20 protein-coding genes and 2 riboswitches are annotated in these 23,678 nt (G+C 70.9%); of the genes, 14 read left to right on the forward strand and 6 right to left on the reverse strand.

Features of this window, described 5'->3' with window-relative positions:
- The first annotated feature begins 15 nt into the window (after window positions 1-15).
- From ACIA6A_RS16655 to ACIA6A_RS16685, 7 genes are all read left to right on the forward strand, one after another.
- Complete coding sequence (locus tag ACIA6A_RS16655) at window positions 16-363, forward strand: cupin domain-containing protein (protein WP_396098507.1); 348 nt, start codon at window positions 16-18, stop codon at window positions 361-363.
- On the forward strand, window positions 360-2,012 hold the full coding sequence (locus ACIA6A_RS16660) for a class I tRNA ligase family protein (RefSeq protein ID WP_396098508.1): 1,653 nt from the start codon (window positions 360-362) through the stop codon (window positions 2,010-2,012). The genes ACIA6A_RS16655 and ACIA6A_RS16660 overlap by 4 nt, the downstream gene beginning before the upstream one ends.
- On the forward strand, window positions 2,009-3,079 hold the full coding sequence (locus tag ACIA6A_RS16665) for an NAD(P)/FAD-dependent oxidoreductase (protein ID WP_396098509.1): 1,071 nt from the start codon (window positions 2,009-2,011) through the stop codon (window positions 3,077-3,079). Before ACIA6A_RS16660 ends, ACIA6A_RS16665 begins: the two co-directional genes overlap by 4 nt.
- A complete protein-coding gene (locus ACIA6A_RS16670; RefSeq protein ID WP_396098510.1) occupies window positions 3,076-3,567 on the forward strand; it encodes a DUF4178 domain-containing protein in 492 nt (163 codons plus the stop codon). Before ACIA6A_RS16665 ends, ACIA6A_RS16670 begins: the two co-directional genes overlap by 4 nt.
- Window positions 3,568-3,756: 189 nt before the next feature.
- Window positions 3,757-4,746: a hypothetical protein gene (locus ACIA6A_RS16675; protein WP_396098511.1), complete on the forward strand. Its 990-nt coding sequence runs from the start codon at window positions 3,757-3,759 to the stop codon at window positions 4,744-4,746.
- Window positions 4,743-5,642, forward strand: coding sequence for a DMT family transporter (locus ACIA6A_RS16680; RefSeq protein WP_396098512.1), 900 nt, complete (start codon window positions 4,743-4,745; stop codon window positions 5,640-5,642). The genes ACIA6A_RS16675 and ACIA6A_RS16680 overlap by 4 nt, the downstream gene beginning before the upstream one ends.
- Before the next feature lie 15 nt (window positions 5,643-5,657).
- A complete protein-coding gene (locus tag ACIA6A_RS16685; RefSeq protein ID WP_396098513.1) occupies window positions 5,658-5,987 on the forward strand; it encodes a cupin domain-containing protein in 330 nt (109 codons plus the stop codon).
- A gap of 40 nt (window positions 5,988-6,027) precedes the next feature.
- Here ACIA6A_RS16685 and metE read toward each other — a convergent pair whose 3' ends face one another.
- The 3 genes from metE to ACIA6A_RS16700 all read right to left on the reverse strand — a co-directional run bounded on the left by metE (window position 6,028) and on the right by ACIA6A_RS16700 (window position 11,685).
- Entirely contained in the window at window positions 6,028-8,106 is a 2,079-nt protein-coding gene (gene metE / locus ACIA6A_RS16690) for a 5-methyltetrahydropteroyltriglutamate--homocysteine S-methyltransferase (RefSeq protein ID WP_396098514.1), read from the reverse strand.
- 53 nt (window positions 8,107-8,159) lie between these two features.
- Window positions 8,160-8,375: riboswitch (cobalamin riboswitch) on the reverse strand.
- A gap of 5 nt (window positions 8,376-8,380) precedes the next feature.
- Window positions 8,381-9,376 (reverse strand): ribonucleotide-diphosphate reductase subunit beta, encoded by a 996-nt coding sequence (locus tag ACIA6A_RS16695; RefSeq protein WP_396098515.1) that lies wholly within the window; start codon window positions 9,374-9,376, stop codon window positions 8,381-8,383.
- Window positions 9,376-11,685 carry a ribonucleoside-diphosphate reductase subunit alpha gene (locus ACIA6A_RS16700; protein ID WP_396098559.1) on the reverse strand — a complete coding sequence of 770 codons (2,310 nt, stop codon included), beginning with the start codon at window positions 11,683-11,685 and terminating at the stop codon, window positions 9,376-9,378. Before ACIA6A_RS16700 ends, ACIA6A_RS16695 begins: the two co-directional genes overlap by 1 nt.
- 165 nt (window positions 11,686-11,850) lie before the next feature.
- A riboswitch (cobalamin riboswitch) is annotated at window positions 11,851-12,060 on the reverse strand.
- Between the two features lie 280 nt (window positions 12,061-12,340).
- Between ACIA6A_RS16700 and ACIA6A_RS16705 the strand changes: the two genes are divergently transcribed.
- The 4 genes from ACIA6A_RS16705 to ACIA6A_RS16720 are packed head-to-tail and all read left to right on the forward strand — an operon-like array spanning window position 12,341 to window position 15,805.
- A complete protein-coding gene (locus tag ACIA6A_RS16705) occupies window positions 12,341-13,402 on the forward strand; it encodes a FecCD family ABC transporter permease (RefSeq protein WP_396098516.1) in 1,062 nt (353 codons plus the stop codon).
- Window positions 13,399-14,367, forward strand: a complete 969-nt coding sequence (locus tag ACIA6A_RS16710; protein WP_396098517.1) for an ABC transporter substrate-binding protein — start codon at window positions 13,399-13,401, stop codon at window positions 14,365-14,367. The genes ACIA6A_RS16705 and ACIA6A_RS16710 overlap by 4 nt, the downstream gene beginning before the upstream one ends.
- Window positions 14,364-15,119 (forward strand): ABC transporter ATP-binding protein, encoded by a 756-nt coding sequence (locus tag ACIA6A_RS16715; protein WP_396098518.1) that lies wholly within the window; start codon window positions 14,364-14,366, stop codon window positions 15,117-15,119. The genes ACIA6A_RS16710 and ACIA6A_RS16715 overlap by 4 nt, the downstream gene beginning before the upstream one ends.
- Window positions 15,116-15,805 (forward strand): class I SAM-dependent methyltransferase, encoded by a 690-nt coding sequence (locus tag ACIA6A_RS16720; protein WP_396098519.1) that lies wholly within the window; start codon window positions 15,116-15,118, stop codon window positions 15,803-15,805. Before ACIA6A_RS16715 ends, ACIA6A_RS16720 begins: the two co-directional genes overlap by 4 nt.
- Here ACIA6A_RS16720 and ACIA6A_RS16725 read toward each other — a convergent pair.
- A complete protein-coding gene (locus ACIA6A_RS16725) occupies window positions 15,798-16,538 on the reverse strand; it encodes a class I SAM-dependent methyltransferase (RefSeq protein ID WP_396098520.1) in 741 nt (246 codons plus the stop codon). The two genes, ACIA6A_RS16720 and ACIA6A_RS16725, sit on opposite strands and share 8 nt — an antisense overlap.
- 173 nt (window positions 16,539-16,711) lie before the next feature.
- On the opposite strand from ACIA6A_RS16725, the gene ACIA6A_RS16730 reads away from it, so the two are divergent.
- A complete protein-coding gene (locus ACIA6A_RS16730) occupies window positions 16,712-17,536 on the forward strand; it encodes a MucR family transcriptional regulator (RefSeq protein ID WP_396098521.1) in 825 nt (274 codons plus the stop codon).
- A gap of 5 nt (window positions 17,537-17,541) precedes the next feature.
- Here ACIA6A_RS16730 and ACIA6A_RS16735 read toward each other — a convergent pair whose 3' ends face one another.
- Together ACIA6A_RS16735 and ACIA6A_RS16740 are read right to left on the reverse strand one after the other, a co-directional pair.
- Window positions 17,542-18,024, reverse strand: a complete 483-nt coding sequence (locus tag ACIA6A_RS16735; RefSeq protein WP_396098522.1) for a hypothetical protein — start codon at window positions 18,022-18,024, stop codon at window positions 17,542-17,544.
- 158 nt (window positions 18,025-18,182) lie between these two features.
- A complete protein-coding gene (locus ACIA6A_RS16740) occupies window positions 18,183-19,406 on the reverse strand; it encodes a pectate lyase (RefSeq protein ID WP_396098523.1) in 1,224 nt (407 codons plus the stop codon).
- Window positions 19,407-19,602: 196 nt separating this feature from the next.
- Here ACIA6A_RS16740 and ACIA6A_RS16745 point away from each other — a divergent pair, with 196 nt between their 5' ends.
- Window positions 19,603-21,948, forward strand: a complete 2,346-nt coding sequence (locus tag ACIA6A_RS16745; protein ID WP_396098524.1) for a glycoside hydrolase family 9 protein — start codon at window positions 19,603-19,605, stop codon at window positions 21,946-21,948.
- Between the two features lie 13 nt (window positions 21,949-21,961).
- A complete protein-coding gene (locus ACIA6A_RS16750) occupies window positions 21,962-23,563 on the forward strand; it encodes a cellulase family glycosylhydrolase (RefSeq protein WP_396098525.1) in 1,602 nt (533 codons plus the stop codon).
- The last annotated feature ends 115 nt before the right edge of the window (window positions 23,564-23,678 follow it).

Below are 23,678 nucleotides of genomic sequence, written 5' to 3' on the forward strand. Positions count from 1 at the left end.
CCGAAGGAGTTCGCCATGCTCGTCCGCGACCTCGGCGAGAGTCAGCTCGCCCCGGCGTACGGAATCCTCTTCCAGCAGCTCTACCCGCACGGCGGGGAGGACGCCGCGGACTGGGGCATCGGCCGGTCGGTGATCGAGGCCGGCGGCAGCACCGAGGCGCACGCCCACGAGGAACACGAGATCTTCATCTTCACGTCGGGCACCGCGCGGGTGCTGGTGGACGGCGAGACCCGGGAGGTACGCGCCGGACAGGCGGTCCTCGTGCCGATCGGGTCGCACCACCAGATCACCAACGCCGGTGCCGGCCGGCTGGAGTTCCTCAACGTCTACTGGCCGGCGCCGTTCGGCCCGATCGACCTGTGACCACAATCGTCTCCGGGTCCCCGCCCACCCCCAACGGCGACCTGCACCTGGGCCACCTGTCCGGCCCCTATTCCGGGGCCGACATCCTGGCCCGGGCCCGCCGCCTGACCGGTGAGGAGTCGATCTACCTCGTCGGGTCGGACATCCACCAGAGCTACGTGCCGGAGAAGGCCCGCGAGCGCCGGGTCGACGCCATGGCGCTGGCCACGTCCTTCGACGACGAGATCAGCCGCCTCTTCACCACCATGGGGTTCAGCAACGCCGGCTACGTACGGCCCCGCGAGTCGGACCTGCACGCCGCGGCGGTCGCCGACTTCATCGGGGTGCTGCACGCCTCGGGGAAACTGGAGGAGCGCACCGAGGACTGCCTGTACTGCGCGCCGTGCGACCGGTATCTGTTCGAGGCGCACGTCACCGGCACCTGCCCGTTCTGCGGGGACGACGACTGCGACGCCAACCTGTGTGAGAAGTGTGCGTGGCCGAACGTCGGGACGGACCTGCTGGAGCCGCGGTGCAACCACTGCGGCACGCCGCCGGTCCTGCGGCCGTTCACCCGGCTGATCTTTCCGCTGTCCCGGTACGCCGACCGGTTGCGGGGGTATCACCGCACCGTGGTCATGAGCCCGCAACTCGAGAGCCTCGCCGGTGAGCTGCTCGAGCACGGGCTGCCGGACATCGCGGTCAGTCATGTCACCGACTGGGGTGTCCCGGTCCCGGTCGACGGGTTCCCCGGCCAGTGCGTCTATGTGTGGGCGGAGATGGTGCCCGGCTACTTCGCCGAACTCGCCGAGGCGCTGCGGGCCGCCGGCCGGGACCCGGGCGACTGGCGCCGGGTCTGGGACGAGGCCCGCGTGGTGCAGTTCTTCGGCTGGGACAACGGCTACTTCCACACGCTGCTGTTCCCGGCGCTGATGATGGCCTACGACCCGGGGCTGCGCCTGCCGGCGGCGTGGTGCGCCAACGAGTTCTTCCTGCTGGACGACGAGAAGTTCTCCACCAGCCGGGAGCACGCGATCTGGGGCAGCGAGCTGCTCGAGCTGGTGCCGGCCGACGTGGTGCGCTTCGCGCTGGCCCACGACCGGCCGCAGTTCCGCCGCACCAACTTCACGCTGCGCCGCTTCCACGACCTGGTCGACGGCGTGCTGGCCGGCCGGTGGCAGGGGTGGCTGGCGGGGCTGTTCACCGCGCTCGAGGAGCAGGCCGGCGGCCGGATCCCCGGCGCGGCGCCCACCACCGCCCAGCGGTTGTTCGTCGCCGGGCTCGGCACGATCGCCGCGGACGGCCTGGCGGCGTACACCGTCGAGCAGTTCTCGCCCCGCCGGGCCGCGCGGACCCTGCGGGAGCTGGTGGAACGCGCCACGGACTTCGCCGACGGGCAGAGCCGGCTGCGGCGCCGCGCCCCGGGCTCGCCGGCGGCGCTCGCCGGGCTGGCCGCCGAGGCGCAGGCGGCGAAGCTGCTCGCCCAGCTCGCCGCCCCGATCATGCCCGGCTTCGCGCAACGGCTGTGGACGGCGCTCGGTTGCACCGGCGCCCCGGTGTGGGACGACCTGGCGCCGCTGCGCGCCGGCACCCCGTACGGGACGGACCGGCAGTTCTTCCTGCCGCTGCCGCCGGACCTGGCGAGCCGGTTGGGACGCGACACCCGATGACCCGGCGGGCGGTGGTCGTCGGCGCCGGGGTCCTGGGCGCCTGCACGGCGCTCGAACTGCTCGACCGGGGCTGGTCCGTCGACGTCGTCGACCGCGGGGATCCGGGTACGCCGTCGCGAGCGGACACCCGGATCCTGCGCTTCTCCCACGGGGCCGACGAGTGGCTGACCCGCTCCGCCGTCGCCGGCATCCGGGGCTGGCACGACCTGGAACGGCGCTCCGGAGCCGGCTTCATCGAGACGCGCGGGGTCCTGGTGCTGGCCGGCGACCGCGCTCCCGGCGATTGGGAACGGGACAGCGTCGCGCAGGTGCGGCGATGCGGCGTACCCGTGCGGGAACTGGACCCGGCGGCCACCGCGCGCCGGTTCCCGTACCTCGATCCCCGCGGGCTTGCCTTCGCCGTCTGGGAGCCGACCGCCGGGGTGATCCGCGCCGGGGAAGCGCTGCGCGCGTTGCACGAACTGCTGGCCGGCCACGGCGGCAAGGTGCACCGCGCCGGGTGCCGCCCCGGCCCGGACGACACTGTCCTGGTGGACGGGACACCGCTCGGCGCCGACGCGGTGATCTGGGCGGTCGGCGCGCAGGCCGGGCAGCTGTTCCCCGGGCGGGTCCGGATCCGGGCCGCCCACCAGGACAGTTACCGGCTGGCCGGCGACCCGGCGGCGGACACCCGGCCGGCCTGGCTGGACGTCGGCGCCGAGCTGTACGGCATCCCCGGCGCCCCCGGCCGCACCACCAAGGTTGTGCTCGACGTCGAGGCCACGACGGCACCCGCCCCGGGCCTGCTGCCCTCGCGGCTGGACGAATACCTGCACCGGCGCTTCCCGGACCTGGATCACACCGTCCGGGACCAGGAGCGCTGCACGTACGCGGCGACCGACGACGACGTCCCGGTGCTCGGCCGGCTGCCCGGCACCGGCACGCACTGGCTCATCGGCGGGGACGGCGGCATCGCCTTCAAACACGCGCCGGCCTGGGCGGGAATCCTCGCCGACGCCCTCGACGGACGCCGCGCCCCGCCGCGCCGGCTCGCCGTCGACCGCCCCTCGCCGAAAGGACCAGCATGACCGCACCGGCGCACGTTTCCGGCCCGCACGGGCTCGCCGAGCACGCCGGCGACTTCGCTCCCGGCACCACCGTGATCGTCGACGGCCGGGTCAGCCGGGTCCTCGGCCGCATCGTCGCCACCGACCACGTCGAGACCTGGCTGGAATGCCTGCTCGAGCACGACGGCGAGGAACGCTGGCTGGCGGTCGAGGCGCCCACCGGACCGGTCCGCTACACCCTCTGGCGGCGCGACACCGCGGAGCGGGCCGGGCTCGACCCGCAGGACGGCACGCTGCACGGCGTCGCGCTCACCACGACGGAGCGGGGCACCGCGACGTTCTCCGCGACCGGCCGGTTCGGACGGTTCGCCATCCCGGCCGCCGGTTGTCTCGAGTACGTCGAGTTCACCCACGCCGGCGGCCGGGTGGCCGCCGCGCGTTTCGACCCCGGCCGGCCGTGGCTCGTGGGCCAGGGCACCGGCCTGCCGGTCGCCGTCCGCCGTCCCTGATCGCCCGCACCCGTACCTGATCGCCCGCACCCGTACCTGATCGCCCGCACCCGTACCTGATCGCCCGCACCCGTACCTGCTCGCCCGCACCCGTACCTACTCGCCCGCACCCGTACCTGCTCGCCCGCACCCGTACCTGCTCGCCCGCACCCGTACCTGCTCGCCCGCACCCGTACCAGGAGCTCTCCGATGACGACCGCACTCGACACGATGATCGCGGCGCAGCCCGCCGCCATCGAGGCCCTCGCCGACCCCGCACCGGCCGCCGCGGCGGCGAGCCGGCTCGACGGGGTCCGCCGGCTCTGGCTGATCGGCACCGGCACCAGCCAGCACGCCGCCGAACTCGCCGCCGCCGACCTGCTCACCCTGGGCGTGGACGCGCGCTGGATCTCCGCGTACGCGTTCACGCACGCCCACCGCCCGGTGCGGCCCGGGGACGGGGCCGTTGTCATCACGCACACCGCGAGCACCTCGTACGCCCAGCGCAGCCGGCAGCTGATCCTCGAGGCCGGCCTGCCGCTGGTGTCGATCACCGGCCCGGACTGCGCCTGGCCGGAGGCCGTGCGCACGCCGGTCACCGAGACCTCGGAGACCTACACCGTCAGCTACACCACCGCCCTGACCGTGCTCAGCCAGATCGCCTCCCACCTGGGCGGCCGGGACACCGGCCCGGAGTCCGTCCGGGCCGCCGCCGCGCAGGTGCGGGCGGTGCTCGCCGATCCCGGCATCGACGGCGTCCCGATCCCCGGCCGGGCCATGGCCGTCGTCGGTCCCGGTGCCTGGTCGGTGACCGCCCGCGAGGGGGCGCTGAAGATCCGCGAAGGCGCCCGGGTGCTCTGCGAGGGTTTCGACCCGGACCGGCTGCTGCACGGCGCCGCGGTGCCGTACGGCTCGGCGGACACACTGCTGGTCCTGCAACCCGGGGACGATCCGGACGGCCTCACCGCCGCCCTGGCCGGCGCGGCGGGCCGGGAGGGACTCCAGGTGGCCACGCTGACCAGCCCCGGCGGCACCGGCTCGGCGCTGCTGGATCAGATCCCCATGACCGTACGGCTGCAGCGGCTCGCCGCCCGCTTCGCCGCCCAGCGCGTCCGCGACCCCGACCTGGTGATCACCGGCGCGTGGGGGGATGCCGACCTGTGGCGCCGGGGTGCACCGGGCCGGACGGACACCCCGTGAGCCCACGCGCCGTCCGGCCGCTGGCCGCCCTGGTGACCGCCGCGCTGTTCTGGGGCAGCGCGGGAACGTTCATCAAGTTCGCCCTCGACAGCTGGCAGCCGATGACCCTGCTGACCGTCCAGCTGCTCGGGGCCAACCTGGTGCTGTGGCCGTTGCTGCTGATCCGGGGCTACCACCGCCCGCGGCAGCTCGGCCGGCTGGCCCTGATCGGCGTGCTCGAACCCGGGGTGTGCTACGCCCTGATCACCATCGGGCTGCAGCACACCACCGCCGCGAACGCCGCGGTGATCTCCGGTCTGGAGTCCTGTCTGGTCGTCGTGCTCGCGGCGATCTTCCTCCGCGAGCGGCTGGCCGCCCGCGGGGTGCTGGGTCTGCTGCTGGCCGTCGTCGGCGTGCTGGTGCTGGGCGGCGCCGCACCGGACTCGTCGCTCAACATCGGCGACATCCTGACCTTCGGCGGCATCCTGGCGGCCGCGGTCTATGTGCTCATCGCCCGGGGCATCGCCGACAGCGTCGACCCGCTCACCATGACCGCCCACCAGTTCGGGTTCGGGATGGCGGTGATCCTGCCGTTCGGCATCGGCGAGGCGGCCGTGCGGGGCGCCGGGGTGTACACCGGTCACTCCGCCGGCGACTGGCTGGTCGCGCTCGCGATCGGGGTGGTCGGTTTCGCCGGCAGCTTCCTGCTCTACAACTACGCGCTGGCTCACGTCCGGGCCGCCCGCGCCGGTATCGTGCTCAACCTGTTGCCGGTTTTCGGGCTGGTCTCCGCGATCGTCGTCCTCGGTGAGCGGCCGGGCATCGCCCAGGTGGCCGGCGCCGGCCTCATCGTCGCATCGATCTTCGTCTTCCCGTCCGATGCCGACGCCGAACCGGAAGTCCCTGCATACCGATGAGGCGGTAATCCACCCATGCGGATCCTCGCGGACGCCACCCGTTTCACCTCGCCCACCGACGGCGCGACCCACTGGGTCGAGCATCTGCGCACGGCGGACCTGAGCGTCGGCACCTACTGTGTCGCCGCCGGTGGTGCCGACGACCAGACCCCGCACACCGAGGACGAGATCTACGTGGTCACGGCCGGGCGGGCGGTGCTCGAGGCCGGCGGCGCGCGGGCCGAGGTGACGGCCGGCTCGGTGATCTTCGTGCCGGCGGGGGAGGAACACCGGTTCACCCGGATCACCGAGGACCTGGCCCTGCTCGTGATCTTCGGTCCGGCCGAGTTCACACGTACGGCCTGAGGGCCCCGCCGGGTGACGGCCACCCGGCGGGGCGGTGCGATCAGGTGCCGCGGACCTCGGCGGCGGCCGCGACCAGCCGCTTCAGGGACGCCTCGACCTCGGCGTAGCCCCGGGTCTTGAGGCCGCAGTCCGGGTTGACCCAGAGCCGCTGGGCCGGGACGGCGGTGACCGCACGCCGCAGCGCCGACACGATCTCGTCGTGCGACGGTACGCGGGGGGAGTGGATGTCCCACACGCCCGGGCCGACGCCGCGGCGGTAACCGATCGCGGCGAGGTCGTCGAGGACCTCCATCCGCGAACGGGACGCCTCGATGCTGGTCACGTCCGCGTCGAGGGCGTCGATCGCGGTGATGACCGCACCGAACTCGGAATAGCACAGGTGCGTGTGGATCTGCGTGCTGTCCGCGACGCCGCTGGTGGCGAGCCGGAACGCACCGACCGCCCAGTCCAGGTACGCCTTCTGCTCCGCCCGGCGCAGCGGCAGCGTCTCGCGCAGGGCGGGCTCGTCGACCTGGATCACCGTGACGCCGGCCGCCTCGAGGTCGTGGCACTCGTCGCGCAGGGCCGGCGCGACCTGGTCGGCGGTGTCGGCGAGCGGCTGGTCGGTGCGTACGAACGACCAGGCCAGGATCGTGACCGGGCCGGTGAGCATGCCCTTGACCGGCTTGTCCGTGAGCGACTGCGCGTACGTCGACCAGGCCACCGTCATCGGCGCCCTGCGGGCCACGTCACCGTGGATGATCGGCGGGCGTACGCAGCGGGAGCCGTACGACTGCACCCATCCGTTGCCGGTGGCGGCGAAGCCGTCGAGTTGTTCGCCGAAGTACTGGACCATGTCGTTGCGCTCGGGTTCGCCGTGCACGAGCACGTCCAGACCCAGCTCCTCCTGCAGCCGGATCACCCGGGCGACCTCGTCGCGCATCAGCTGCTCGTAGCCGGCCTCGTCGAGGGCGCCGCTGCGGAAAGCGGCGCGGGCCCTGCGCAGTTCGGCGGTCTGCGGGAACGAACCGATCGTCGTCGTCGGGAGTTCCGGCAGGTGCAGCCGTTCCTGCTGGGCGGCGGCCCGGGTCGGGTACGGCCCGCGCCGGCGGTCCGCGGGAGTGGCCGCGGCGAGCCGGGTCCGGACCTCGTCGTGGTGCCAGGCGGCGGGCACGGCGGGCAGCGGGCCGGGCAGGCTGGCCACACCGTTGCGCAGCGCCAGGCCGAGCAGGACGACCTCGTCGACCTTCTGCCGGGCGAACGCCAGGCGTTCCCGCAGCGCCGGGTCCAGGGCCGTCTCGGCGTCGAGGTCGACCGGGACGTGCAGCAGCGAGCACGAGGAGGACACCGCGACGTTGTCGGCGAGGCCGGTGAGCGTGGCGCCGGTGGTGACGGCGGCGTGCAGGTCGGTGCGCCAGATGTTGTGACCGTCGACGAGCCCGGCCACGATCGTCCGGCCCCGCAGCGGGCCGGCCGCGGCGAGCCGGTGCAGGTTGCCCGGACCGGCCACCAGGTCGAGGCCGAGCGCCTCGACCGGCGTGTCCAGCAGGGCGGGCAGCGCGTCGCCGAGCTCACCGAAGTAGGTCGCGACGAACAGTCCCGGCCGTCGCGGGAGACCTCCCAGCCGGGTGTACGCGGCCCGCAGCGCCTCGATCTCCTCGGCCGACCGGTCGGCGACGTACGCGGGTTCGTCGAACTGCACCCACGGCACGCCGGCCTTGCCGAGCGCGGTGAGGATGTCGGCGTAGACCGTGACCAGGTCGTCGAGCCGGTCGAACGGCCGGAACCCGGCCGGGGCGTCCGCGGTGGCCTTGGCCAGCAGCAGGAACGTGGCCGGGCCGACGAGCACCGGACGGGTGGTGATACCGAGCTCACGGGCCTGGTGATACTCGGCCCGGGCCTTGGCCGGCAGGGCCGCGAACACGGTGTCCGGGCCGATCTCCGGCACCAGGTAGTGGTAGTTGGTGCCGAACCACTTCGTCAGTTCCAGGGCCGGTTCGGCGTCCACCCCGCGGGCCATGGCGAAATATGTGTCCAGCTCGGACAGCCCGAGCCGGGTGAACCGGTCCGGGACCGCGCGGTGCCCTTCCCTCGAAGTGCCCGGCGGCACCCGCGAGGGCAGGAGGGAAGGCGCGGACACAGCTCCGCGCTTCCGCCCTGACCCTCCCGAGAGGCCGTCGGCGGCGCGCACAGGACTGTGCGCGCGGTGTGGGCAGGTCTTCGGACTCGCGGGCACGACCGGTCTCCCGGTCTCCTACCGGCCGTCGCTTCCCAGGCCTCGCGGCCCAGTGCTTGATGACGGCTTTCGTTCCTGCTCACCGCTGCGGGGCAGTCCCGGAATCACACCGGGTTCCCTCTTACGACGCCCCGATCTCACGACCGGGGCGAACCAGCACCACCGACCATCTTAGAGCCTAGAAATCGTCGTCGAAACTCACGCTTCCGGTCACACCGACCTGGTACGCCGACACGCGGCGCTCGAAGAAGTTCGACAACTCCTGCACGTCCTGCAGTTCCATGAACGCGAACGGGTTCTTGCTGCCGTACATGGGATCGATGCCCAGCACCGCGAGCCGGCGGTCGGCGACGTGCTGCAGGTATTCCCGCATGTCGGTCAGCGACATGCCGGAGACACCCTGCTCCAGCAGGTCGGCGGCGAACTGCACCTCGCACTCGACGGCCTCGGCCAGCATGTCGCGGACCTGCTGCTCCATGTCGGCGTCGAACAGGTCCGGCTCCTCGGCGCGGACGGCGTCGACCACGTCGAACGCGAACGCCATGTGCATCGACTCGTCGCGGAACACCCAGTTGGTGCCCGAGGCGAGGCCCTGCAGGACACCGCGGGAGCGCAGGAAATACACGTACGCGAAAGCGCCGTAGAAGAACAGCCCCTCGATGCACGCGGCGAAGCAGATGACGTTGAGCAGGAACGCCCGCCGGTCCTCCTTGGTCTTGAGTTCCCGGAGTTCGTAGACCGAGTCGATCCATTTGAAACAGAACTCGGCCTTACGGGCGATCGAGGGGATGTTCTCGATCGCGTCGAACGCCTCGAACCGTTCCTTCTCGTCGGGCACATAGGTGTCGAGCAGGTTCAGATAGAACTGGACGTGCACGGCCTCCTCGAACAGCTGCCGCGACAGATAGAGCCGGCCCTCGGGCGAATTCACGTGCTGGTACAGGTTGAGCACCAGGTTGTTGGCCACGATCGTGTCGCCGGTGGCGAAGAACGCGACCAGCCGGGACACCAGGTGCTGCTCGGACGGGGAGAGCCGGGCCAGGTCGGCGAGGTCGCCGTGCAGGTCGACCTCCTCGACGGTCCAGGTGTTCTTGATGGCGTCCTTGAACCGGTCGAAGAAGTGCGGGTACTTCATCGGGCGCAGGGTCAGATCCATACCGGGTTCGAGCAGCATTACTGGCAGGCCTCACATGATTCGGGGTTCTCCAGGGAACAGGCGACGGCGTCCTCGGCGGACACCACCGGCGTGACGGCGACCGTCGCCTGCTGAATGCGTGTCGCGGGGCGCGAACGCAGGTAATAGGTCGTCTTCAGCCCGGCTTTCCAGGCGTAGAGGTACATCGAGGAGACCTTGCCGATGGTCGGCGCGCTCATGAACAGGTTCAACGACTGCGACTGATCGATGTACGCGGCCCGCGCGGCGGCCAGGTCGATGAGCGCCTTCTGCGGCAGTTCCCACGCGGTACGGAACAGCTCGCGCACCTCGGCGGGCAGCTCGGCGATGCCCTGCACGGAACCCTCGGCGCGCTTGATCTGCTCGCGGATCGGGGCCGTCCACAGGTTCCGCGACTTGAGTTCGCGTACCAGATAGGTGTTGATCTGCAGGAACTCGCCCGACATGGTCTCGCGCTTGAACAGGTTGGAGACCTGCGGCTCGATGCACTCGTAGCAGCCCGCGATCGACGCGATGGTCGCCGTCGGCGCGATCGCGATCAGCAGCGAGTTGCGCAGGCCGGTCGCCGCGACGCGCTCCTTGAGAGCCGCCCAGCGCTCGGTCTGGGTGACGGTCGCGCCCCACAGATCGGGGTGCAGGTCACCGCCGGCGGCGCGGGTCTGCTGGTACGCCGGGTGCGGCCCGAACTGCTCGGCGAGCCCGGCCGAGGCCTCCAGCGCGGTCAGGTAGATGTCCTCCTGCACGCGGGTGGACAGCTCCTTGGCCTGCGCCGAGTCGAACGGCAGACCGAGGGTGAAGAACGCGTCCTGCAGGCCCATCAGGCCCAGCCCGACCGGTCGCCAGCGCGGGTTCGACGCCGCCGCCTGCTCCGCCGGGTAGTAGTTGATGTCGATGACCCGGTCCAGGAAGACCACCGCGGTACGCACGGTCGCGCGCAGCTTGTCCCAGTCCACCGCACCGTCGCGCAGGTGTGCGCCGAGGTTGATCGAGCCCAGGTTGCAGACCGCGGTCTCGTCGTTGTTGTTGACCTCGAGGATCTCGGTGCACAGGTTCGACAGGTGGATGGTGTTGCCGGGCTTGCCGGTCTGGTTGGACATCCGGTTCGACGGGTCCTTGAACGTCATCCAGCCGTTGCCGGTCTGCGCGAGCGTGCGCATCATCCGCCCGTACAGATCGCGGGCCTTGACGGTCTTGATCGCCTTCTTCTCCGCCGCCCGGTAGGCCTCGTCGAACTCGGCACCGAACAGATCCGGCAGCTCGGGGGCGTCGGACGGGTCGATCAAGGACCAGTCGCCGTCGGCCTCCACCCGGCGCATGAACTCGTCCGGGATCCAGTTGGCCAGATTCAGATTGTGGGTACGCCGGGAGTCCTCGCCTGTGTTGTCCCGCAGATCGAGGAACTCCTCGATGTCCGGGTGCCACGGCTCGAGGTACACGCAGGCCGCACCCTTGCGCCGGCCGCCCTGGTTGACCGCGGCCACGCCGGCGTCGAGCGTCTTGAGGAACGGCACGATGCCGTTGGACTGCCCGTTCGTGCCCCGGATCAGCGCGCCCCGGCCGCGGACCCGCGACCAGGCGATGCCGATGCCACCGGAGAACTTCGACAGCTTCGCGACCTGGTGGTAGCGCTCGTAGATCGAGTCGAGCTCGTCCTTGGGCGAGTCGACCAGGAAGCACGAGGACATCTGGGTGTGCCGGGTGCCGGAGTTGAACAGCGTGGGGGAGCTGGGCAGGTAGGCCAGCGACGACATCAGCTTGTAGAAGCCGATCGCCTCGTTCGCGGTCTGCGACAGGCCGCACGCGACGCGCAGCAGCCAGTACTGCGGTGTCTCCACGACCTCGCGCGACTGCGGGTGACGCAGCAGGTAACGGTCGGCGACCGTGCGCAGCCCGAAATACTCGAACCGCAGGTCACCGGTGAGGTCGACGGCGACGTCGAGCTTGCGGGCGTTGGCGGCCACGAACGCGGCGGTCTCGTCACCGATCAGGCCCTGCTGGTGCGCGTACCGGATGGACTGGCTGAAGCTCGCCACGCCCTGGTTGCGGACCTCCTTGTCGACGAACGCGGCCAGCAGCCGGGCCGCGAGCCGCGAATACTGCGGCTCCTCGCTGATCAGCTCGGCCGAGGTCTGGATCGACAGCTTGTCCAGCTCCGCGGTGGTCGCGCCGTCGTACAGCCCGCTGATGGTCTTGGTCGCCACCCGCAACGGATCGACCTCGTCCAGGTCGGCGACCCACAGCTCCACGGCCTTGACGATCTTGTTGACGTCGACCGGCTCGGTTTCACCGTTGCGTTTGCGGACCTGCATGGGAATGCGGCGCTGCTCCGCCTGCGTGATTGACACGAAAACTCTCTCCTCGCGAGCCCGTAGGTCTCCGGACGCGCAGGAGGACGCCGCCGGCCACCCTCGGGTGAGGACGGTGCACCGGCTGATGGCGTCGGCCGTCCCACGCGGCCTTCGACCGCCGCACACGGTGGTGTGCGGCGCGCTGGCAGGTCTTCGGACTCGTGGGCGTGCTGCTCGCTGCCTACCGGCCGTCGCTTCCCAGGCCGGTCACGGCCCAGTGCTGATGACGACTTTCGTTCCCACTCACCGCTGCGGGGCAGTCCCGGTTTTGCACCGGGTTCCCTGTTGCCTCGACCACCCACCAGGGACGGCCGAACCAGCTGCGAGCACCACCATATATGGGTGCGACCCTCGGAAGGCAACACCAGATGGTGTGCCCCGGCGTGTCGCCGCACAGCGTCACCCGAGCCTCGCGCCGAGTAGCTCCCGGCGCGGTGTCCTCCCATGGGGCGGTCCTGGCCAGGTCCGGTGGGTGAACGCCGAACCGGACCTTTTTCGCCTGTGGCGCGAAACGGGCCGACGGATCATGGCCCTGCCGGGGCTCTGTCGCGAGCTGATAGCTTCTGCACATCAATGGCAACAGCCTTGGTGTGGCATCTAGTGGTGAGAGGCCGTCGTGACCGACCTTCTCGGCGTGCGCGCACGCCGCCGCAGGACAGCCGCGTGGCTCCTCGCTCTGGTGGCCGGGCTCGTCCTGACCGGCATCGTGGCGGTGGGCTCCGGTGCGGTCGGTATCGCCCCGCTGACCGTGGCGCGGATCATCACCCATCATCTGACCGGCTGGCCGGGCGACGTCTCGTGGAGCCTGCCGCAGGACGCGATCGTCTGGCAGGTCCGCCTGCCCCGGGTGCTGCTCGGCATGCTCGTCGGCGCCGGCCTCGCGGCGTCCGGTGTGGCGCTGCAGGCCATGGTCCGCAACGTGCTGGCCGACCCGTACCTGCTCGGGGTGAACTCCGGGGCCTCCAGCGGCGCGGCGGCGGCGATCCTGTTCGGAGTCGGCGCCGGGTTCGGTCAGTACGCGTTGCCGTTCAGTGCCTTCCTCGGCGCGCTCGCCGCATCGCTGCTGGTGTTCGTGATCGCCCGCACCGGCGGCCGGGTCACCTCGATCCGGCTGCTGCTCTCCGGTGTCGCCGTCGGCTACGCCCTGTACGCGACGACCAGCTTCCTGATCTTCGCCTCCGGATCGGCCGAGGGCGCCCGGTCGGTGATGTTCTGGCTGCTCGGCTCGCTGGGCCTGGCCCGCTGGGACGGCCCGCTCGCCGTCGCGGCCGTGGTCGTCGTGCTCACGATCGTGCTGCTCACCGTGCAGGGCCGGCGCCTCGACGCGCTGGCCATCGGCGACGAGACCGCCCACACCCTCGGCGTCTCACCGGAGCGGTTCCGGACCGGGATGCTGGTCGTCGTCGCGCTCTGCGTCGGTGTGCTGGTCTCCGCGTCGGGCAGCATCGGCTTCGTCGGGCTCGTCGTCCCGCACCTGGCCCGGCGCATCGTCGGTGCCACCCACGTCCGCGTCGTGCCGGTCGCCGCGCTGCTCGGCGCGATCCTGCTGGTCTGGGCCGACGTCATCGCCCGCGTGCTGCTGGCCCCGCAGGAGATCCCGATCGGCATCATCACGTCGCTGCTCGGCGCCCCGTTCCTCATCGTCCTGATCCGCCGCCTCCACCAGGGAGAATCATGAAGCCATATCGTTTCGCGGCCGCGTCCGCCCTGGTGCTGCTGACCGCCGCGTGCGGCACCGGCGCCACCGGGGATGCGGCCGCGTCGACGGGGGACTACCCCGTCACCGTCGCCAACTGCGGTGTGGACGTCACGTTCGACGCCGAACCGGAGCGGGTGGTCCTGCTCAAGAGCGCGGCCGTGCCGTTCCTGCACGACCTCGGCGTGCTGGACCGGGTCACCGCCCGGGCGGGGCAGTACCCGGACGCGTACTACGACGCCGCGACGATCGCCGAGCTCACGGCGATCCCGCTGCTCACCGACAAGACCGACACCAGCGGGCACCTGCAGATCTCCAAGGAGGTCGTGATCAGCCAGCAACCCGACCTGGTACTCGGCGAGGTCGACAACCTGTCGCGCGACACGCTCTCCGCGGTGGACATCCCGCTGATGGAGGAGCCCGCGCTGTGCGAGCAGGGCGTCCCGGACCCGTCGTTCGACGACATCTACGAGCAGATGCAGACGTACGGCAAAGTGTTCGACCGTCCCGCCGAGGCCACGGCCGCCGTGGCGAAGCTCAAGGAACGGATGGCCGGCATCACCACGGCGGCCGCGTCCGGGCGGACGGCCGCGGTGCTGTACCCGACCGTGGGCGGTGGGGTGACGTACGCGTACGGGAAGAAGAGCATGGCCCACCCGCAGCTGGAGGCGGCGGGTCTCAAGGACGTGTTCGGTGACACCGACGAGCGGGTCTTCGAGGTCACGATGGAGGAGTTGCTCGGGCGCAACCCCGACGTGCTGATCCTGCTGTACAGCGACGGCGACCCGAAGGCCGTTGAGCAGGCGGTGACCGCGCTGCCCGGCGCGGCGAACCTGACCGCGGTGAAGAACGGCGACCTCATGCCGCAGCTGTTCAATTTCACCGAGCCGCCGAGCCCGCTGTCCATCGACGGACTGGAGAAGATCGTCCAGCGCTTCGGATCATGATCGCGGCCGAGGACGTCTCCTGGAGTTACGGCGCGAACCCGGTCATCGGCGGGGTCAGCGTCGAGGCCCGCCCGGGACGGGTGCTCGGGCTGATCGGGCCGAACGGCAGCGGCAAGACCACCCTGCTGCGCCTGCTGTACGGCGCGTTGCGCAGCCGCACCGGCCGGATCACCGTCGACGGTCTTCCGCTGGCGTCGTCGCGGGAGATGGCGCGCCGCCTCGCCGTGGTGGTGCAGGAGACCGGCGGCGAGACCGCCCTGACGGTGGGGGAGATGGTGCTGCTCGGGCGCGGCCCGCACCTGTCCACCTTCCAGCGCACCGGGCCGCAGGACCACGCGATCGCCGCCCGCTGCCTGGCCCGGGTCGGCGCCGCGCACCTCGGGGCCCGCTCGTTCGCGGGACTGTCCGGCGGCGAACGCCAACGGGTCCTGATCGCCCGGGCGCTGGCGCAGCAGGCCACCCACCTGCTGCTCGACGAGCCCACCAACCACCTTGACATCCGTTACCAGCACGAGGTGCTCGGCCTGGTCCGCGATCTGGGCACCTGCTCGATCGTGGTGCTGCACGACCTGAACCTGGCCGCCCGCTACTGCGACGACCTGGTGCTGCTCGGCGCCGGCGGCGTCAAAGCCGCGGGCACCGTCGACGAGGTCCTCGACCCGGCGATCCTCGAACCGGTCTACGGCATCGGGATCCAGCGCCTCGAACTCGGCGGATCCATCCACCTGCTGTTCCACCCGGGAGAATCATGAGCGTGCAGGACCGCATCAACGGCTACTGGACCGGCCGTGCCCCCGCGTACGACGACTACCAGCAACGCCCGGAACGCGTCGCGGCCGACACCGCGGCGTGGTCGCGGGTCTGGTCGCAGGCTCTGCCCGTGGCCCCGGCGGACGTGCTCGACGTCGGCACCGGCAGCGGTCAGGTGGCGATGGTGCTCGCCGGCCTCGGTCACCGGGTCACCGGCATCGACCTCGCCGACGGCATGCTCGACCGGGCCCGCGCCCACGCCGCGACCGTGGACAACCCGCCGGACATCCGGCGCGGTGACGCGGTGCACCCGGACTTCCCGCCCGCCGGCTTCGACGCGGTGGTCAGCCGGTACCTGATGTGGACCCTCCGGGAACCACGGGTCGCCCTGGAGAACTGGATCCGCCTGCTCCGGCCCGGCGGCACGATCGCCGTCGTCGACAGCACCTGGTTCCCGCGGGGCGTCGACATCTACGACGACGCGGTCCGCGCGGCCCTGCCGCTGGCCGCCGCCACGTCGATCCAGCAGACCGTCACCGTGCTGGAGCAAGCCGGCCTCACCGAGGTCACGCTCACCCCGCTGACCACGATCCTCGACCTCGACCGGGAGTACGGGGTGGCGGACAACCACGACGTCCAGCTGCAGTACCTGGTGAAAGGCCACCGCGGACCGGCGGAACTCACCTGACAGCGGCCAGCACCCGTTCCTCGAGGTCCTGCCAGACGACATCGACCTCGGTGAAGCCGGCCGCGGTGAGTGCCGCGCGGTGGAAGTCGAGGCCGGCGCCGTTCCAGTCGCGGGAACCCGCCGGCCACAGCGTCCGGCGCTCGGCGACCGCGCCGGCCAGCTCCGGTTGCGCCTCGACGGCGGCCCACCAGGCGTCCCACGGTTCGGCGCCGGCCGCGACCGCGGCCTGCTGACGTCCCGCGTCGATGGCTTCGCAGGCCGTACGCAGGCGGCTTCCGGCCGGCAGCGGCAGATGATCGGCGTTGATGAGCACGCCACCGGGCCGGAGGAGATCCGCGGCGGCTTTGTACGCGGCGGACAGGTCGGGCGGGGAGAGCCAGTGCAGGGCGGTGCTGGACAGCACGGCGTCGACGGTGGTGCCGACCTGCCCGGGCCACGACGGGTCACGCAGGTCGGCCCGGACCCAGCGCAGCCGGCCGCCCCGGTCGCCGAGCGCGTCCTGCCCGATGGCCAGCAGGACGGGGTCGACGTCCAGTGCCACGACGCGGCCGGCCGGGAATCGGTGCAGGAACCGCCGGCTGATGGCACCGGGTCCGCAGGCCAGGTCGAGCACGGTCAGCTCGGGGCCGGGGCACACCTGCTCGAGGACGTCGAACATCACGTCGAACACCGGTTCGCGGTGCTCGATGTAGACGTTCTGCTGGGCGTCCCAGCGGCGCAGCAGGTCGGACATGGATCCTCCGGTGTCGTGCGAGACAGGTGAGCCGTACCTCGCAGAGCCTATCGGCTTGTTGCAAGATGTTGGCAAGAGCCAGTTCGAGGCAAAGGAGGGGGCATTGGTCCGGGGAGGGCGATCTTATTGCCAATATCTGGCAATAGCGGCGCTGTCGCATTATGGTTCCGGTCATGGGTCGTACGCACGAGACGCACGGCCATCTCTGGCGGCTGCCCGACGGCACCGGCCTGCACGCCCCTCCCGGTGAACTGGCGGTCGAGGAGTCCACCGGCCGGCTCTGTTGCCATCTCTGCGGCCGCTGGTACACCTCGCTCGGCTCCCATGTCCGCGCCCACGGTCACACCGCCGGCAGCTACCGCGCCGCCATGGGATTGTGCCGGCGGGAGCCGCTCGTGGCCGCTGCCCTGTCCACCGCGATCCGGGTCCGGCAGGCCCGCCGCTTCGACCGTGACGAAGCGCTGCGGGCGGCGTTCGTAGCCGGCGCCGATCGGCTGCGCCGGGCCGGGCCGGTACGCCCCCGGGCTGAGGCCGAACCGCCGCAGCGTGTCGCCCGGCGCCGCGCCGCGCTACAGGCCGGCCGGGACACCGTCGCCGTTCGCCGCGACCGTGATCTCGCCGGCCGGCTGGCCCGGCTCGGCCATGGCAGTCTCGGCGGTTACCTGCGGACGGCGTATGCCGGCGGGGCCTCCCTGGACGCCCTGGCCGCGTCGACCGGCCTGGGCCGGGCCCGGCTCCGCGCCGCCCTCGATCAAGCCGGTGTCGTCCTGCGCCCCTCCGGGGTCAACACCCCGGCGGGACGGCGTTCCCGGGCCGTCGCCGCGGAACGTGTCGCCGCCGAGCGGGTCGGCACCGATGACCTGCACGGCTGGCTACGGGATCGGTATGCCGCGGGGTGGTCCCTGGTACGCCTGGCGGCGGCGGTCGCGCACAGCACCCACTGGGTGCGCTGGCGGCTCGACGCCCCTTCCGGCAGGATGCCGGGACGGGCCGGCTGACGCCACTATTCCCCGATGATCGGGGCGACGGTGTGGTCACCGTCGCGGCAGATCCACACCGCGGCGCCGGAGCGTACCGCCGGGTGCAGCCCTCGCCCGTGGACCGGGCAGGCCGGCCAGATGGCCTGGCGTTCGCGCGCTATGTAGCCCTGGACGCCTTCGGCCGCCTCGGCGATGACGCCGGCCCGGTCGAGGGAGAGGATCGTCTCGACGCCGACCCGCACCGCGCCCGCCGGCTCGTCGTCGCCGGGCTCGACCGTGCGGACCTCGAGTGCCCACAAGGCCCCCACCTCGGGTGCGGCCTCCCGGGCGAGCGCCCGGACCGTCAGCCGGGCCAGGTCACGGCGGCGCTCGAACACCAGGGAATCGAGCCGGCGCGCGTCCAGCTCGCCGTTGTCGCGGAACACTGCGGCGAGCCACTCGCGGACGTCGTCGCCGACGTCGTCCAGGTCGGCGCCGAGGTGGGGATCACGCGTGATCCCGGCCAACCAGGATTCGAACGCCGGCTCCCTAGACGGTCGCGACATCTCACACCGCCACATCGGCGGCGATGCCGGCCTGCGCCGGCTGAGTGACCATGGCCCGATGGTACGGCCGGTGGCGAACGAGCTGCGGGCCGGCTGTGAGAGGCCGGCCCGCAGCTGTCCTACTTGTACGTGATGTCGCTCTGGGTGACCTTGCAGTTGGTGGTGTTCCAGCCGGCGCCGAGATAGGACGGCTCGCTGCCCTTGGGGACGCCCTTGTACATGCCGCAGACCGTGGCGCTGGAGCTGTTGGTCAGGGTGACGCGGGTGATGGTGGCGATGTCGCCCCAGTTGGTGTTGATGCCGGCGACCATGTCGATGTCGTTGAGCAGCACGTTGTCGATCTTGACATTGCGCTGGTAGGAGTTGGTGCAGTTGCCACAGCCGCGGTACAGCTTGCCGGAGCCGCTGAGGTAGAAGCCGGAGATGTTGACGGTGCCGTTGCCGTTGTGCTGGAACGTCTTGTCGCTGCCGTTGCGGGCGCCGCCGCCGATGACGTAACTGGTGCCGCCGTTGGTGCCCAGGAACGTCGCGGCGTCCTCGCCGATGTCGTTCCACCACACGTTGCGGATGGTGCAGGTGCCCAGGCAGTGCACGCCGTCACCGGCGGGGGAGCCGAGGATGACATTCTGCAGTGTGCCGCCGTTGGCGATCTCGAACATCGGGTCCTGGGACTCGCTCTGCGAGCCGTCGCCGATGCAGCAGTACGTCTTCATCCCGCCGTCGAACGTGCCCGAGACGGAGACCGTGCCGGAGATCGACACCGAGCCGGCCGAGCTCGGCCACGCGCCGGTCGGGGTGCCGCCGCTCGGAGGCGGGGTGGTGGTGGGCGGCGTGGTGGTGGGCGGGGTGGTCGCGGGCGGGGTGGTCGGGGTCGTGCTGCCGCCGGCGTACGTCTCGAACTCGGCGATCCGTGGCGCGGCGGACGCGCTGCTGATCTCGAACGTGAGCTTCTTGAGTGAGGTCGACGCGAAGGTGATGGTGCCCGGGCTGCCGCTGCCGCTGGCCAGCACGCCGCTGGTGTCGGCGTTGAGCACCCGCCAGGAGTTGATCGATCCACCGCCGGAGGCCTGCGTGATGACGGCCGAGGACACCGTCGTGGCGCTGGTCCACTTGATCGAGACGTACCCGGTCGAGCCGTTCGGTGACCAGTAGGTGCCGGTGCTGGCGTCCTTGACGTTGCCGTAGCTGGTGCCGCTGGCTTTGCTGGAACCGTCGGCGCCGGCGCCGATGCTCAGGTTGTCGGCGGCCAGGGCGTACGGCGTCGGCAACATCAGCATGATCGCGGCGCTCGTGGCCGCGGTGGCTCCCGCGGCTACCCACCGTAGTGCGACTGATCTTTTCATCGGTGCCCCACTTTCATCGTCGAGCCGCCCACCTGAGGGAAAGCGCTTACCAGCCGACGATAGATACGCTTCGATCCGGTGACAAGGAGTTGCAGTGTTTGCAGTCTTCACAAATCTGAAACACGCCGGTTATGGTGTGGGAGCGCTTCCATAATCGGTGGGCGTCGATCGATCTCCGGATGACAAGGCGGGCCTCATGCGGTCGTTCCCCTGGTATCGCCGCGCCGCCGTAGCGGCCGTGGCCCTCACGCTCACCGCCGCGGCCCTCGTCGTCGGCAACGGCGCGCGCCCGGCCGTGGCGGCTCCCGCGTTCGCCTACGGCGAGGCGCTGCAGAAGTCGATGTTCTTCTACCAGGCCCAGATCGCCGGCAAGAAGCCCGCGTGGAGCCAGGTGTCGTGGCGCGGCGACGCGGCCATGGCGGACGGCTCCGATGTGGGACTCGACCTCACCGGCGGCTGGTTCGACGCCGGCGACCACGTCAAGTTCGGCTTCCCGATGGCGTTCAGCACCACGATGCTGGCCTGGGGCGCGGTCGAGAACCGGGCCGCGTATGCCGCGTCCGGGCAGCTCACCACTTTGCTCAACAACCTGCGGGTGTCCAACGACTACTTCGTCAAGGCGCATCCGTCGCCCAATGTGCTGTACGGGCAGGTGGGCCGGGGCGACGACGACCACAAGTGGTGGGGGCCGGCCGAGGTGATGCCGATGGCGCGGCCCGCGTACAAGATCGATGCGACCTGTGGTGGCTCGGACCTCGCCGGTGAGACGGCGGCCGCGATGGCCGCCAGCTCGATGGTCTTCCGGCCCACCGACGCGGCCTATGCCGACAAGCTGCTCACCCACGCCCGGCAGCTCTACACCTTTGCCGACACGGTACGGAAGGTGTACAGCGACTGCATCACCGACGCCGCCGCCTACTACAAGTCCTGGAGCGGCTACCAGGACGAGCTGGTGTGGGGCGCCATCTGGCTGCACCGCGCGACCGGCGAGGCGGCCTACCTGACCAAGGCGGAGAGCGAGTACGACGCCCTCGGCACCGAACCGCAGACCACGACCCACTCGTACAAGTGGACGCTGGCCTGGGACAACAAGCAGTTCGGAGCGTACGTGCTGCTGGCCGGACTGACCGGGAAGCAGAAGTATGCCGACGACGCGAACCGCTGGCTGGACTGGTGGACCGTCGGCGTCAACGGCGAGAAGGTGCGGTACTCCCCGGGCGGCGAGGCCGTGCTGGACAGCTGGGGATCGCTGCGGTACGCGGCCAACACCGCGTTCGCCGCGCTGGTCTACAGCGACCGGATCACCGATCCGGTCCGTAAGGCCCGATACCACGACTTCGCGGTCCGCCAGATCAACTATGCGCTCGGCGACAACCCGCGCGGGTCCAGCTATCTGATCGGGTTCGGCGCGAACTCACCGAAGAACCCGCACCACCGTACGGCCCACGGGTCCTGGTGGGACAACAGTGGCACGCCCGCGAACACCCGGCACGTGCTGTACGGCGCGTTGGTCGGCGGCCCGTCCGCGCCGGACGACGCGTACCAGGACGTGCGCACCGACTACGTGATGAACGAGGTGGCCACCGACTACAACGCCGGTTTCACGTCCGCGCTGGCCCGGCTCTACGGGGAGTACGGCGGCCCGCCCTCGGCGACGTTCCCGGTGGCCGAGCGGCCGGACATGGACGAGGTCACGGTGGAGACGACGGTGATGCAGAACGAGACGCGGGGCACCGCCCTCAAGGTGATGATCTACAACAAGTCGGCGTTCCCGGCACGGGCGCTCACCCAGGCGTCGTACCGGTACTACTTCCGCCGGGAGGGCACCGCGGCGCTCCAGGTCACCCCGGGTTACACGCAGGGCTGCCCGGCGCCGGCCACCGCGAAGCAGTATTCCGGTGACATCTGGTACGTCGAGGTGAACTGCACCGGGTACAGGATCGCTCCGGCAGGCCAGTCGGCGTATCGCATGGAGGTGCAGTTCAAGGTCGGCGTGGCGGACGGCGGGACGTGGGACCCGGCCAACGACCCGTCCTATCTGCCGGGCACCGCGGTCAACCCCAGGGTCCCGCTGTACGAAGCGGGCACCCGGATCTGGGGCCAGGAACCCGACGCGACCACGCCCACCCCCACGCCCACCACGCCTGCCCCGACCACGCCTGCTCCGACCACGCCTGCCCCGACCACGCCGGCTCCCACCACGCCTGCCCCGACCACGCCGGCTCCGACCGCCGGGTGCCGGGTCGTGTACAGCACCGACGACTGGGGTGCCGGCTTCAGTGGCACGGTCGCCATCACCAACACCGGCGCGACGGCGTGGCCGAACTGGACCCTCGCCTTCGACTTCCCGGGCAACCAGCAGGTCACCCAGGGCTGGACCGGTCAGTGGAGCCAGAGCGGCACCCGGGTCACCGTGACCAACCAGTCCTGGAACGGGGCCGTGGCCCCCGGCGCCACGGTCAGCCCGGGCTTCAACGGGTCGTACAGCGGCAGCAACCCGAGACCGTCCGCGTTCACCGTCAACGGCGCCGTGTGCGCGTAAGAGAGGAATTCTGATGAGATCGAGAACCAGGAAGGCCGGGCTGGCGCTGTTCGCCGCCGCCCTCACCTTCGCCGGAGCCGCCTACGGCGTGACGAGACCGGCCCCGGCCGAGGCCGCGACCGCCTCTCAGCTGGTCGCCGACATGGGTGCCGGCTGGAACCTGGGCAACTCGCTCGAAGCCAGCAACAACGGTATCCCCAGTGAGACGGCCTGGGGGAACCCGGTGGTGACGCAGGCCCTGATCAACCGCGTGAAGGCGGCGGGCTTCAAGACGATCCGCATCCCGGTCTCCTACCTGGGCACCATTGGGGCGGCCCCGAACTACACGGTCAGCGCCGCCTGGCTGACCCGGATCGCCGAGGTCGTCACCTACGCCCACAGCCAGGGTCTGTACGTGGTGATCAACATGCACGGCGACGGCTACAAGACCGTCGGTGGGTCCTGGCTGATCTGCGACGCGTCTGACCAGACGACGGTCAAGGACAGGTACCAGAAGGTCTGGGCCCAGGTCGCGACGAAGTTCCAGAGCTTCAACGACCACCTGATCTTCGAGTCCATGAACGAGGAGTTCGACGGGCAGTACGGCAACCCCACCCAGCCGTGCTACTCGAACATCAACGCGTACAACCAGATCTTCGTGGACACCGTGCGCCGCACCGGCGGGAACAACGCCTCCCGCTGGCTGCTGGTGCCCGGCTGGAACACGAACATCGACTACACCGTGGGCAGCTACGGCTTCGCGATCCCCACCGACCAGTACCGGTCCTCCACCGTTCCGGCGGCCGAGCAGCGGATCATGATCTCCGTCCACTACTACGACCCCTGGGACTTCACGGGGCAGGAGGACGGCGTCATCACGCAGTGGGGGCCGAACGCGACCAACCCGGCGAAGACGTCGACCTGGGGGCAGGCAGACTATCTGGACGCCCAGTTGAAGAAGACGTACGACACCTTCGTCACGCGCGGCTACCCGGTGTTCGTCGGTGAGTACGGCGCGATCGACAAGACGACGTACGACGCGACGAACAACAGATACCGGGCGGACTTCGCGCGGACGCTGGTCGCCGCCGCCAAGAAGTACGGTGCGGCCACCGCGTACTGGGACAACGGCTACAACGGGCAGCACGGTTTCGGGTTGTTCGACCGGAGCTCCGCCACGGTGACGCAGCAGGGCATCATCGACGCCATCATGAGCGGTGCCGGCGGCAGCCAGCCGACCACCCCGCCGGCCACCACCCCTCCGGTCACCACTCCGCCGGCCACTACACCTCCGGCCACGACCCCGCCGCCGGGTGGCACCGGCACCTGCCGGGTCGCCAGCACGGTCAGCGCGTGGAACACCGGCCTGACCAACAGCATCACCATCACCAACACCGGCACCGCCGCCATCAACGGCTGGAGCCTGGCGTTCACGCTGGCCACCGGGCAGACCATCGTCTCAGGCTGGAGTGCGAGCTACTCCCCGTCCAGCGGTGCGGTGACCGCGACCAACGCCACCTACAACGGCACCCTCGCGGCCGGCGGTTCGACCACCATCGGCTACCAGGCCAACCACACCGGTAACGCCGCCGCCCCCACCGGGTTCAAACTCAACGGCGCCACCTGCGCCGCGTAGAAGGACGATGTTCGTCTAGCTGTGATGTCCCCAGACGTTGGTCGAGGGGTTGTGACCACTCGATCTGAGGATCTTGGATCGATCTGGTGAACAGATGAAGGCCTCCAACGCTGCA

Origin of the sequence: Actinoplanes sp. NPDC051494 (genome assembly GCF_044454705.1) — a bacterium.
Classification (GTDB): domain Bacteria; phylum Actinomycetota; class Actinomycetes; order Mycobacteriales; family Micromonosporaceae; genus Actinoplanes.